Genomic DNA, 12,144 nt, shown 5'->3' with positions numbered 1-12,144 from the left:
CCGACCGGGCGCCTCCCCGCTCTCCCACCTGCTTGCTCAAAGAGGGAACAGAACATGTCCTCCCATATTTTCGACTACATCATCGTCGGTGCCGGCTCGGCCGGTAACACCCTGGCCACGCGCCTGACCGAAGACGAAGGCGTCACCGTCCTGCTGCTGGAAGCCGGCGGCCCGGACTACCGCGCCGACTTCCGCACGCAGATGCCGGCCGCGCTGGCCTTCCCGCTGCAGGGCCGCCGCTACAACTGGGCCTACGAGACCGATCCGGAGCCGTACATGGACGGCCGCCGCATGGAATGCGGTCGCGGCAAGGGCCTGGGCGGCTCCTCGCTGATCAACGGCATGTGCTACATCCGCGGCAACGCCATGGACTTCGACGGCTGGGCGCAGCTGCCAGGTCTGGAAGACTGGACCTACCTGGACTGCCTGCCGTATTTCCGCAAGGCGGAAACCCGTGACATCGGCCCCAACGACTACCACGGCGGCGAAGGCCCGGTCAGCGTGGCCACGCCCAAGGCCGGCAACAACCCGCTGTTCCACGCCATGGTCGAAGCCGGCGTGCAGGCCGGTTACCCGCGCACCGAAGACCTCAACGGCTACCAGCAGGAAGGCTTCGGCCCGATGGACCGCAGCGTGACCAAGAACGGCCGCCGTTCCAGCACCGCCCGCGGCTACCTGGACACCGCCAAGAAGCGTCCGACCCTGACCATCGTCACCCACGCCCTGAGCGACCGCGTGCTGTTCGAAGGCAAGCGCGCCGTCGGCGTGACCTACCTGGTCGGTTCCAGCGAAGAGCGCGTGGAAGCCCGCGCGCGCAAGGAAGTCATCGTCTGCAGCGGCGCCATCGCTTCGCCGCAACTGCTGCAACGCTCCGGCGTCGGCTCGCGCGAGCTGATGGACAGCCTGGGCATCCCGCTGGTCCACGAACTGCCGGGCGTCGGCGAGAACCTGCAGGATCACCTGGAGCTGTACCTGCAGTACGCCTGCACCCAGCCGGTGTCGCTGTATCCGTCGCTGCTGTGGTGGAACCAGCCGGCCATCGGTGCCGAATGGCTGTTCAACGGCACCGGCATCGGCGCCAGCAACCAGTTCGAAGCCGGCGGATTCATCCGGACCCGTCCGGAGTTCGAATGGCCGAACATCCAGTACCACTTCCTGCCGGTGGCGATTAACTACAACGGCTCCAACGGCGTGAAGGAACACGGCTTCCAGGCGCACATGGGGTCGATGCGTTCGCCGAGCCGCGGCCGGATCAAGCTGAAGTCCCGCGATCCACGCCAGCACCCGAGCATCCTGTTCAACTACATGGCCACCGAGCAGGACTGGCAGGAATTCCGCGACGGCATCCGCCTGACCCGCGAAATCATGGCCCAGCCGGCGCTGGACGCCTACCGCGGCCGCGAGATCAGCCCGGGCGAGCACGTGCAGACCGACGAGGAGCTGGACAAGTTCATCCGCGAGCACGCCGAGACCGCGTTCCACCCGTCCTGCTCGTGCAAGATGGGCGAGGACGACATGGCGGTGGTCGATGGCCAGGGCCGTGTGCATGGCATGCAAGGCCTGCGGGTGGTGGATGCGTCGATCATGCCGATCATCATCACCGGCAACCTGAACGCCACCACGATCATGATCGCCGAGAAAATCGCCGACAAGATCCGCAACCGCAAGCCGCTGGCGCGCAGCACTGCCAAGTACTACGTGGCCAATGGTGCGCCAGTGAAAGGCAAGGCGATGCGGGAAGTGAAGCAGGCCTGACCGCCTCTCCTGTAGGGGCTGGCTTGCCCTTGTAGGAGCTGCTTGCCTGCGAAGGACCTGTAGGAGCTGGCTTGCCTGCGAAGGACCGCACAGCGGTCCCCTATAGCGGCGAGGTCCGGGACCGCTACGCGGTCCTTCGCGGGCAAGCCTCGCTCCTACAAGGCTAACGCCCGCCGCGCGTCCTGAAAGGCCTTTTCTACATCTGCGGAAACGCTTTACAGCCCGCCAATTCATCAGGTTAGAATCGGTTGGCACGCGACCTGCTTATCAGTCAGGTCCTCTTTCCCGCGATGTCCCCGGAGTACTGCCTTTGGATGCGAGCACCATCAACAGCCTGTTCCTCATCGGCGCATTGCTGGTGGGGGCAAGTATCCTGGTCAGCTCGCTCTCTTCGCGCCTGGGCATCCCGATTCTCGTCATCATCCTCGCGGTCGGCATGGTCGCCGGGGTCGATGGCGGCGGCATCATCTTCAACAACTATCCGGTCGCCTACCTGGTCGGCAACCTCGCCCTCGCCGTGATCCTCCTCGACGGCGGCCTGCGCACGCGGGTCGCGAGCTTCCGCGTGGCGCTGTGGCCGGCCTTGTCGCTGGCCACGGTGGGCGTGCTGATCACCACCGGCCTCACCGGCATGGCCGCGGCCTGGCTGTTCGACCTCAACCTGATGCAGGGCCTGCTGATCGGCGCCATCGTCGGCTCCACCGACGCCGCCGCGGTGTTCTCCCTGCTCGGCGGCAAGGGCCTCAACGAGCGGGTCACCGCCAGCCTGGAAATCGAATCCGGCAGCAACGACCCGATGGCCGTGTTCCTCACCGTGACCCTGATCGACATGATCGCCAGCGGCCAGACCGGCCTGCACTGGAGCCTGCTGCTGCACCTGGTCCAGGAGTTCGGCATCGGCGGCGTGCTGGGCCTGGGTGGCGGCTGGCTGATGCTGCAACTGGTCAACCGCATCAACCTGGCCGGCGGCCTCTACCCGATCCTGGTGATCGCCGGCGGTCTGGTGATCTTCGCCCTGACCAACGCCCTGCACGGCAGCGGCTTCCTCGCCGTCTACCTGTTCGGCCTGGTCCTCGGCAACCGCCCGATCCGCAGCCGCCACGGTATCCTGCACATGCTCGACGGCATGGCCTGGCTGGCGCAGATCGGCATGTTCCTGGTCCTCGGCCTGCTGGTCACGCCCCACGACCTGCTGCCGATCGCCCTGCCGGCTCTGGCCCTGGCGCTGTGGATGATCCTGGTGGCGCGACCGCTGTCGGTGGTCGCCGGCCTGCTGCCGTTCAAGGCCTTCCACGGCCGCGAGAAAGCCTTCATTTCCTGGGTCGGCCTGCGCGGCGCGGTGCCGATCATTCTCGCCGTGTTCCCGCTGATGGCCGGCCTGCCCCAGGCCCAGCTGTACTTCAACCTGGCGTTCTTCATCGTCCTGGTCTCGCTGCTGGTGCAGGGCACCAGCCTGCCGTGGGTCGCGCGCCTGCTGAAAGTCACCGTACCGCCGGACCCGGCGCCGATCTCCCGTTCGGCCCTGGAAGTCCACATCACCAGCGAGTGGGAGCTGTTCGTCTACCGCCTCGGCGCGGAAAAGTGGTGCATCGGCGCCGCCCTGCGCGAACTGAAGATGCCCGAAGGCACCCGCATCGCCGCGCTGTTCCGCGGCCAGCAACTGCTCCATCCGTCGGGAAGTACCACCCTGGAAGTGGGTGACCTGCTCTGCGTGATCGGCCACGAACACAACCTGCCGGCCCTCGGCAAACTGTTCAGCCAGGCGCCGCAGCGCGGCCTGGATCTGCGCTTCTTCGGTGACTTCGTCCTCGAAGGCGATGCCGAGCTGGGCGCGGTCGCGGCGCTCTACGGCCTGCAACTGGACGGTCAGGATCCGCACATGCCGCTGGCCCGCTTCATCCAGCAGAAAGTCGGTGGCGCACCGGTGGTCGGCGACCAGATCGAGTGGAACAACACGACATGGACTGTTGCACTTATGGACGGGAACAAGATCCAGAAAGTGGGGATCAGATTCCCCGAAGGCAGCCGCCCAGGCCCCGGTCTGTTCCTGTAAAAGCGGCTCCTTTACACTGCCTCTTCCAGTTCGACTGTACGAATTTTCTGCCTATGTCCCTGCGCACGCTTGTCGGCGCAGCCCTGATCGGGCTGTGCCTGTCCCTGTCCACCGCCTTCGCCGCGGATCCGCCCACCACCGAGAGCGTCCAGCAGAGTCTCGACAAGATCGCCGAGCGCAAGCTGCCGGAGGCCGATCAGAAGGCCCTGCAGCAGGTACTCGAACAGACCCTGGCGTTTCTGGCCAACAAGGCTGACTACGAAAAACGCCTGACCGCGCTCAAGCAGCAGTTGCTCGACGCGCCCAAGCAGACCACCGAGAGCCAGCGCGAACTGGCGCGCCTGCTGGCCAGCAAGCAGACGCCGACGCCACAGCGCTACGCGGCGATGAGCGTGCCGCAGCTGGAGCAACTGCTGTCCGAACGGACCAATGAACAGGGCGAGCTGCAGAAGGCCCTGTCCGAAGCCAACAGCCTGACCATCAACGCGCAGACCCGGCCCGAACGGGCCCAGGCCGAGATCAGCAACAACCAGACCCGCAGCCAGCAGATCAACAGCATCCTCAAGGCCGGCAAGGACGGCGGCAAACCGCTGTCCACCGACCAGCGCAACCAACTCAACGCCGAACTGGCCTCGCTCAATGCCCTGACCCTGCTGCGCCGCCAGGAACTGGCCGGCAACAGCCTGCTGCAGGACCTCGGCAACGCCCAGCACGACCTGCTGATCGAGCGCGTCGCGCGCATGGAACAGGAAATCCAGGACCTGCAGACGCTGATCAACGAAAAGCGCCTGGCGCAGTCGCAGCAGACCGTCACCCAGCAGTCCATCGAAGCGCAGAAGGCCGGCGGCAGCACCGTCCTGGCCACCGAGAGCGCGGCCAACCTGAAGCTCTCCGACTACCTGCTGCGCAGCACCGACCGCCTCAACGAAGTGACCCAGCAGAACCTCAAGGCCAAGCAGCAACTGGACAGCCTGAGCCAGGCCGACCAGGCGCTGGACGAGCAGATCAACGTGCTCAAGGGCAGCCTGCTGCTGTCGAAGATCCTCTACAAGCAGAAGCAGGCCTTGCCGCACCTCAAGCTGGACCGCGACCTGGCCGACCAGATCGCCGATATCCGCCTGTACCAGTTCGAGGTCAACCAGCAGCGCGAGCTGATCGCCAGCCCCAGCCAGTACGTCGACAAGCTGCTGGAGAACCAGCCCGCCGAGCAGATCACCCCGGCGCTGCGCAAGGCCCTGCTGGACGTGGCGATCACCCGCTCCGACCTGCTGGAACGCCTGAACCGCGAGCTGAGCGCCCTGCTCAACGAATCCATCACCCTGCAACTGAACCAGAAACAACTGCTGAGCACCGCGCAGAACCTGCGCGCGACCCTCGACGAGCAGATGTTCTGGATCCCCAGCAACAAGCCGCTGGACCTGGAGTGGCTGCGCTACATCCCCGACCGCCTGCCAAAGCAGGTGGTGAGCCTGCCCTGGGGCGCGGGCGTCAGCGAGCTGGCCGACGGTCTGCTGGAGCGGCCGCTGCTGTTCCTGCCGCTGCTGCTGTTGATCGGTGCCCTGCTGTGGCGACGCAAGTACCTGTACGCGCGACTGAGCAAGGTGCACAGCGACATCGGCCACTTCAAGCGTGACAGCCAGTGGCACACGCCGCAGGCGATCCTGATCAACATCCTCCTGGCCCTGCCGCTGAGCCTGTTCCTCGCCTTGTGCGGCTACGCCCTGGAGATCGACGCCCGTGGCCAGAACGCCAACCTCGGCGCCGCGCTCTGGCAGGTCTCCCAGGCCTGGCTGGTGTTCTACACCGCCTACCGGATCCTCGCCCCGGGCGGCGTGGCCGAACTGCACTTCCGTTGGGAAAAGCCCCAGGTCGAGTTCCTGCGCCGCTGGATCCGTCGCCTCGGCGCGGTGGTCATGGCCCTGGTCGGCGTGGTCGCGGTGGCCGAACACCAGCCGTCGGCACTGGCCGAGGACGTGCTGGGCATCGGCGTGGTCCTGACCTGCTACGCCCTGATGGCCTGGCTGCTCAGCCGCCTGCTGCTGAGCAGCCCGACCCACCGCAACACCTCGCTGTTCCGCAAGGCCGTGGGCGTGGCCTTCACCGCCCTGCCCATCGCCCTGTTCGTCGCGGTGTGCTTCGGCTACTACTACACCGCGCTGAAACTCAGCGACCGGCTGATCTACACCCTCTACCTGCTGATGTTCTGGCTGGTGATCGAGGCCACCTTCGTCCGCGGCCTGGCCGTGGCGGCGCGGCGCCTGGCCTACCAGCGCGCCCTGACCAAGCGCCAGCAGGCCAAGGAAGGCCTGGACGGCGAAGTGCCGGTGGAAGAACCGAACCTGGACATCGAGCAGGTCAACCAGCAGTCCCTGCGCCTGATCCGCCTGGCCCTGCTCGGCGCGTTCATCAGCGGCCTGTACTTCGTCTGGGCCGACCTGATCACGGTGTTCGCCTACCTGAACAACTTCACCCTCTACGAGTACACCAGCGGCGCCGGCGCCACCGCCAGCATGGTGCCGATCAGCCTCGGCGACCTGCTCGGCGCCCTGGTCATCGTCGGCATCACCCTGGCCCTGGCGCGCAACCTGCCCGGTCTGCTGGAGGTGCTGGTGCTGTCCAAGCTCGACCTGGCCCAGGGCAGCGCCTACGCCACCACCACCCTGCTCTCCTATGTCATCGTCGGCGTCGGCTTCGTCTCGACCCTGTCGACCCTCGGCGTCAGCTGGGACAAGCTGCAGTGGCTGGTGGCCGCGCTGTCGGTCGGCCTCGGTTTCGGCATGCAGGAGATCTTCGCCAACTTCATCTCCGGCATCATGATCCTGTTCGAGCGTCCGGTGCGGATCGGCGACACCATCACCATCGGCAACCTGTCCGGCACGGTGAGCAAGATCCGCATCCGCGCCACCACCATCACCGACTTCGACCGCAAGGACATCATCGTCCCGAACAAGACCTTCATCACCGGCCAGCTGATCAACTGGTCGCTGACCGACACGGTCACCCGGGTCACCCTCAAGCTCGGCATCGACTACGGCTCGGACCTCGACCTGGTGCGCGACCTGCTGCTCAAGGGCGCCCGGGAGAACCCGCGGGTGCTGAAGGATCCGGAACCGATCGTGTACTTCCTCAACTTCGGCGAAAGCTCGCTGGACCACGAACTGCGCATGCACGTGCGTGACCTCGGCGACCGCAACCCGACCCTCGACGAACTGAACCGCTACATCAACCGCGAGTTCAAGGCGCACAACATCAAAATTTCCGTGCGCCAGGTGGAGGTGTTCATCATGGACACCCAGGGCAACAAGAAGCAGTTGATTCCCATGGGCGACACGCTCAAACCCGATGGCACGCCAGGAGCCCCCGCGTGAAAGCCCTCGATGAACTGACCTTCGACAACCGCTTCGCCCGCCTGGGCGATGCCTTCTCCACCGAGGTACTGCCGGAGCCGATCGACGCTCCGCAACTGGTGGTGGCCAGCGCGGAAGCCATGGCCCTGCTCGACCTGGAGCCCACCGAGGCGTATTCGCCGGTGTTCGCCGAGCTGTTTTCCGGGCACAAGCTGTGGTCCGAGGCCGAGCCGCGGGCCATGGTCTACTCCGGGCATCAGTTCGGCTCCTACAACCCGCGCCTGGGGGATGGTCGCGGCCTGTTGCTGGGCGAAGTGCGCAACGACGCCGGCGAATCCTGGGACCTGCACCTGAAAGGCGCGGGGCAGACGCCCTACTCGCGCATGGGCGATGGCCGCGCGGTGCTGCGCTCGTCGATCCGTGAGTTCCTCGCCTCCGAGGCCCTGCAGGCCCTGGGCATTCCCAGCAGCCGGGCGCTGTGCGTGATCGGTTCCAGCACCCCGGTGTGGCGCGAAACCCGCGAGACCGCGGCCATGCTCCTGCGCCTGGCGCCGAGCCATATTCGCTTCGGTCATTTCGAATATTTCTACTACACCCGCCAGCCGGAGCAGCAGCGCATCCTCGTCGACCATGTGCTCGACCAGCACTACCCCGAGTGCCGCGCGGCGGACGAGCCGTACCTGGCGATGTTCCGCACCATCGTCGAACGCAATGCCGAACTGATCGGCAAATGGCAGGCCTATGGTTTCTGCCATGGGGTGATGAACACCGACAACATGTCGATCCTCGGCATCACCTTCGACTTCGGGCCCTATGCCTTCCTCGACGACTTCGACGCCGGGTTCATCTGCAACCACTCCGACGACCAGGGGCGCTACAGCTACAGCAACCAGGTGCCGATCGCCCACTGGAACCTCAGCGCCCTGGCCCAGGCGCTGACGCCGTTCATCAGCGTCGAAGCGCTGCAGGAAGCGCTGGCGATGTTCCTGCCGTTGTACGAAGCGCACTACCTCGACCTGATGCGCCGCCGCCTCGGCCTGACCACCGCTGAAGAGGGCGACAAGGTGTTGATCCAGCGCCTGCTCAGCCTGATGCAGCCGGGGGCGGTGGATTACAGCCTGTTCTTCCGCAAGCTCGGCGAGCAGCCGGTGGAGCAGGCCTTGCGGGTGGTGCGCGACGACTTCGTCGAGTTGAACGGCTTCGACCAGTGGAGCGCGGACTACCTGGAGCGGGTACGGCGCGAGCCGGGCAATGCCGACGGGCGGCGTGAGCGGATGCATGCGGTGAACCCGCTGTACGTGCTGCGCAACTACCTGGCGCAGCGGGCCATCGAGGCGGCGCAGGGCGGTGATTTCTCCGAGGTGCGGCGCCTGCATGAAGTGCTGCGCCGGCCGTTCGGCGAGCAGCCGGGGATGGAGGCCTATGCCGAGCGACCGCCGGAGTGGGGCAAGCATCTGGAGATCAGCTGTTCCTCATAGCCACACCAGCGCCGCCTCCCCGTAACCGCCGCCGCTGCCCCGTAGGAGCGTGGCTTGCCCGCGAAGGACCGCATGGCGGTCCCGATGTCGGCTTGCTCCTTTATCGGGCCGCGGCATCTGGGACCGCTATGCGGTCCTTCGCGGGCAAGCCACGCTCCTACGGCGGCGGACGAAGGCGCCATAGCCATTGAAAACCCCGGGAAACACCGCCACATACCCAGCAACGACTTGCCTTCCGGAATCGTCCATGACCGACCCACTGCTGATCCCCTGCCCCCACTGCAACGGCCTCAATCGCATCCCCGCCGACCGCCTCGGCGATACGCCCAAGTGCGGCCGCTGCAAGAGCCCCGTGCTGCTGGCCCAACCCTTCGAACTGAAACAGGCCGACTACGCCAGCCAGATCAAGGGCGACCTGCCGCTGCTGATCGATGTCTGGGCCGACTGGTGCGGGCCGTGCAAGTCCTTCGCGCCGGTCTTCGAACAGGCCGCGCGGCAACTGGCCGGGCGTTGCCGGCTGGCGAAACTGGACAGTGAAGCCAACCGCGAACTGGCTGGCCAATTGGGCATCCGCTCGATCCCCAGCCTGATCCTGTTCCGGAACGGCCGGGAAGTCTCGCGCCAGAGCGGTGCATTTCCACTCCAGCAATTGCTGGAGTGGCTGCGCTCCCAGGGAATCTAGGCGTTTTCTTCGAGGAACGAATGCAGTTCGACGAACTGCTGGGTCAGCTTGTGCCGCGGTTCCAGGTGAATCAGCGGCAGGCTGGCTTCATGCGACTCACGCATCTTCACCGAACTGTTGAGGTACACCGGCAGCACCGGTAGCCCCTCGGCCAGCAACTCATCGAGCATCTGCTGCGGCAGGCTGGCGCGAGGCTGGAACTGGTTGACCACGATGCCCTCGACCTTGAGGTCTTCGTTGTGGTCGTCCTTCAACTCCTCGATCTCGGAAAGCAGGCCATACAGCGCCTGGCGCGAGAAGCTGTCGCAATCGAAGGGGATCAACACGCGATCAGCGGCGATCAATGCGGAAACCGCATAGAAGTTCAGCGCTGGCGGCGTATCCAGGTAGATCCGGTCGTATTCCTCGTCCAGCTCGTCGAGCAGTTTGCGCAGCTTGTTGATCTTGTGCTTGGCCTCGAGCTTGGGCTGCAGGTCGGCCAGCTCCGGCGTGGCGGTCACCACATGCAGGTTGTCGAACGGGGTCTCGTAGATATCCACCTTGTTCTTCTTGGCGAACGGCCCCGAGGACAGGGTCTGCTTGAAGAAGTCGGCGATGCCCATGGGAATGTCCTCGCCGGTCAGGCCGGTGAGGTACTGGGTGGAGTTGGCCTGTGCATCGAGGTCGATGAGCAGGGTCCGATAGCCTTCACTGGCACTCACCGCCGCGAGATTGCAGGCGATGCTGGACTTGCCGACGCCGCCTTTCTGATTGAACACCACGCGCCGCATGGAAAGACCTCCGTGTTTCAAAGAATGACCGAGTATGTGTTCAGCCCAAGGGATTGACCAGCACAGAAAGGCTCAAGAGATCGCAAAAACGACCGACAACACGTCTGAGCCGCCTGTCGGGAAAGTGCGGCCGGATGCAATACGCGAAGCCCGCAGTGGTCTCTGTTGAGTCACCGACTTCGCAATCAATGGCAATACATTGTTTGCTACAGGCCCCTTGCACCGGGATAATGCCCGGCACTCGGCGATTTCGCCCGCAGGCCGTTGCTCCGAGTCCCCCTCGGCATGGAAGTCCCTCAGGGCGAGATACACACCGTGATCACATTCAATATCAGTCAGTGGCGCGCCTGGTCGCCCGGCCTCCAGACGACTGCGCACTGGCGCCAGTGGAGTCGCGGCGAGTGTGCGATCGACAGCGCCGACGCGGCGCCGGACGTATCGTTCCTGCCCGCCATGCAGCGCCGCCGCCTCAGCCGCCTGGCGCGCATGGCGTTCGCCGTGGGCTGGCCGCTGGCCGAGGGTCTGGAACGCCTGCCGCTGGTGTTCGTCTCGCGTCACGGCGAAACCCCGCGCACCTTCGAGATCCTCAGCGACCTCAGCCACGACCAGCCACTGTCGCCGACCCAGTTCAGCCTGTCCGTGCACAACGCGGTGATCGGCCTGTGGTCGATCCTGCGCGGCGAAACCAGCGAGATGACCGCCATCGCCGCCGAGGGCGACGGCTTCGAACAGGGCGTGCTGGAAGCCGCCGGCCTGCTGCACGACGGCGCCCCGGCGGTGCTGCTGATCGTCGCCGAGGAACAGCCGCCCGCCGTCTATCGCCCGTGGATCAGCGATGTACCCTGCGACTATGCCCTTGGCCTGCTGCTGACCCCCGGCGAGGAGTGGAGCCTGTCCCTGGAGGGCGAGCCCGCCGCCGTCGCCGTCGAACCCCATGCCCTGAGCTGGCTGCGCAGCCTGCTCGACGAGCGCACGACCTGCACCCATACCCTCAAGGACCGTACATGGAACTGGCAACGCAAGGCCTGAACCGGCCGCGCGACGCCTGGCTCTGGCGTCTGCTGGCCACCGCGCTGAGCTTTCTGCTGTTCGGCCTGGGCGGCCTGTGCCTGCGCCTGCTGGTCTTTCCCCTGCTGGCCTGCCTGCCCGGCGACCGCCAGCGCCAGCGCGAACGGGCGCGACACACCATCAGTTGGCTGTTCTGGCGCTTCATCCGCTTCATGGCCGCCTGCGGCGTGCTCACCTACGACGTCCAGGGCGCCGAGCGCCTGGGCCGCCCGGGGCAGATGATCATCGCCAACCACCCTTCGCTGATCGACGTGGTGTTCCTCATCGGCCTGGTGCGCAAGAGCAACTGCGTGGTCAAGCAGAGCCTGTTCAGCAATCCGTTCACCCGCGGCCCGGTGAGCTCGGCGCAGTACATCGGCAACGACGGCAGCATGGACATGCTCGACCGCGCCGTCGCCTCGCTGCAGGACGGCCAGACCCTGGTGATCTTTCCCGAAGGCACGCGCACCGAACCCGGCCAGGCGCCGTCCTTCCATCGCGGCGCGGCGGCCATCGCCCTGCGCGGCGCGCGGGTGATCACCCCGGTGACCATCAAGGTCGACCCCACCACCCTGACCAAGTGCGAACCCTGGTACCGCATCCCGGACCGCCGCGTGCACTTCAGCCTGCGCGTCGGCGCCGACATCGATCCACAGGCCTTCGCCAGCCAGGGCCCGGCCCCGCGCGCGTCGCGCCAACTCAACGACCATTTGCACCAGTACTTCATCAAGGAGCTCGCAGAAGATGAGCAACCCCCAACTGAACCATGACATCAAGGACCTGATCATCGAGGCCCTGGGCCTGGAAGACATCAGCGCGGACGACATCGGCGACGAGCAGACCCTGTTCGGCGAAGGCCTGGGCCTGGACTCGGTGGACGCCCTCGAACTCGGCCTGGCGATCCAGAAGCGCTACGGCATCAAGATCGACGCCGACGCCAAGGACACCCGCTCCCACTTCACCAACGTGGCCAGCCTGGCTGCGTTCGTTACCGCCAAACAGGCCGCCTGAG

The 12,144-nt window shown here is 65.9% G+C and carries 9 protein-coding genes; 8 read left to right on the top strand and 1 reads right to left on the bottom strand.

The window, feature by feature from the left end; all coding sequences use genetic code 11:
• The first annotated feature begins 54 nt into the window (after positions 1–54).
• The 5 genes from betA (at position 55) to trxC (ending at position 9,315) form a co-directional block, all read left to right on the top strand.
• Positions 55–1,755, top strand: coding sequence for a choline dehydrogenase (gene betA, locus CHB99_RS07640; protein ID WP_042121331.1), 1,701 nt, complete (start codon positions 55–57; stop codon positions 1,753–1,755).
• Between the two features lie 310 nt (positions 1,756–2,065).
• Positions 2,066–3,808, top strand: a complete 1,743-nt coding sequence (locus CHB99_RS07635; protein WP_042121330.1) for a potassium/proton antiporter — start codon at positions 2,066–2,068, stop codon at positions 3,806–3,808.
• A 53-nt stretch (positions 3,809–3,861) separates the two neighbouring features.
• A complete protein-coding gene (mscK, locus tag CHB99_RS07630) occupies positions 3,862–7,176 on the top strand; it encodes a mechanosensitive channel MscK (protein WP_042121328.1) in 3,315 nt (1,104 codons plus the stop codon).
• Positions 7,173–8,633, top strand: coding sequence for a protein adenylyltransferase SelO (gene selO / locus CHB99_RS07625; RefSeq protein WP_089266460.1), 1,461 nt, complete (start codon positions 7,173–7,175; stop codon positions 8,631–8,633). The genes mscK and selO overlap by 4 nt, the downstream gene beginning before the upstream one ends.
• Before the next feature lie 247 nt (positions 8,634–8,880).
• Complete coding sequence (gene trxC, locus CHB99_RS07620) at positions 8,881–9,315, top strand: thioredoxin TrxC (protein WP_042121280.1); 435 nt, start codon at positions 8,881–8,883, stop codon at positions 9,313–9,315.
• Here the strand turns inward: trxC and CHB99_RS07615 are convergent.
• A complete protein-coding gene (locus CHB99_RS07615; protein ID WP_042121278.1) occupies positions 9,312–10,085 on the bottom strand; it encodes a ParA family protein in 774 nt (257 codons plus the stop codon). The genes trxC and CHB99_RS07615 overlap by 4 nt on opposite strands.
• 285 nt (positions 10,086–10,370) lie before the next feature.
• On the opposite strand from CHB99_RS07615, the gene CHB99_RS07610 reads away from it, so the two are divergent.
• From CHB99_RS07610 to CHB99_RS07600, 3 genes are read left to right on the top strand one after another with little or no spacing between them, the layout of a single operon-like run.
• The gene (locus CHB99_RS07610; RefSeq protein ID WP_042121275.1) at positions 10,371–11,114 is read left to right on the top strand and encodes a beta-ketoacyl synthase chain length factor; all 744 of its coding nucleotides are present in this window, start codon (positions 10,371–10,373) and stop codon (positions 11,112–11,114) included.
• Entirely contained in the window at positions 11,090–11,902 is an 813-nt protein-coding gene (locus CHB99_RS07605) for a lysophospholipid acyltransferase family protein (RefSeq protein ID WP_042121273.1), read from the top strand. Before CHB99_RS07610 ends, CHB99_RS07605 begins: the two co-directional genes overlap by 25 nt.
• Positions 11,877–12,143: a phosphopantetheine-binding protein gene (locus CHB99_RS07600; protein ID WP_042121270.1), complete on the top strand. Its 267-nt coding sequence runs from the start codon at positions 11,877–11,879 to the stop codon at positions 12,141–12,143. The genes CHB99_RS07605 and CHB99_RS07600 overlap by 26 nt, the downstream gene beginning before the upstream one ends.
• The last annotated feature ends 1 nt before the right edge of the window (position 12,144 follow it).

The organism is Pseudomonas japonica (assembly GCF_900188455.1).
In the GTDB taxonomy this organism is placed as follows: Bacteria; Pseudomonadota; Gammaproteobacteria; order Pseudomonadales; family Pseudomonadaceae; genus Aquipseudomonas; species Aquipseudomonas japonica.
Note: the sequence above shows the minus strand (reverse complement) of the source record. Positions and strands in the feature narration are given on the sequence as shown.

Coding starts and splice junctions, on each gene's coding strand:
- betA (WP_042121331.1), top strand. CDS start 55: ATGTCCTCCCATATTTTCGACTACATCATCGTCGGTGCCGGCTCGGCC.
- mscK (WP_042121328.1), top strand. CDS start 3,862: ATGTCCCTGCGCACGCTTGTCGGCGCAGCCCTGATCGGGCTGTGCCTG.
- trxC (WP_042121280.1), top strand. CDS start 8,881: ATGACCGACCCACTGCTGATCCCCTGCCCCCACTGCAACGGCCTCAAT.
- CHB99_RS07615 (WP_042121278.1), bottom strand. CDS start 10,085: ATGCGGCGCGTGGTGTTCAATCAGAAAGGCGGCGTCGGCAAGTCCAGC.
- CHB99_RS07610 (WP_042121275.1), top strand. CDS start 10,371: ATGGAAGTCCCTCAGGGCGAGATACACACCGTGATCACATTCAATATC.
- CHB99_RS07605 (WP_042121273.1), top strand. CDS start 11,090: ATGGAACTGGCAACGCAAGGCCTGAACCGGCCGCGCGACGCCTGGCTC.
- CHB99_RS07600 (WP_042121270.1), top strand. CDS start 11,877: ATGAGCAACCCCCAACTGAACCATGACATCAAGGACCTGATCATCGAG.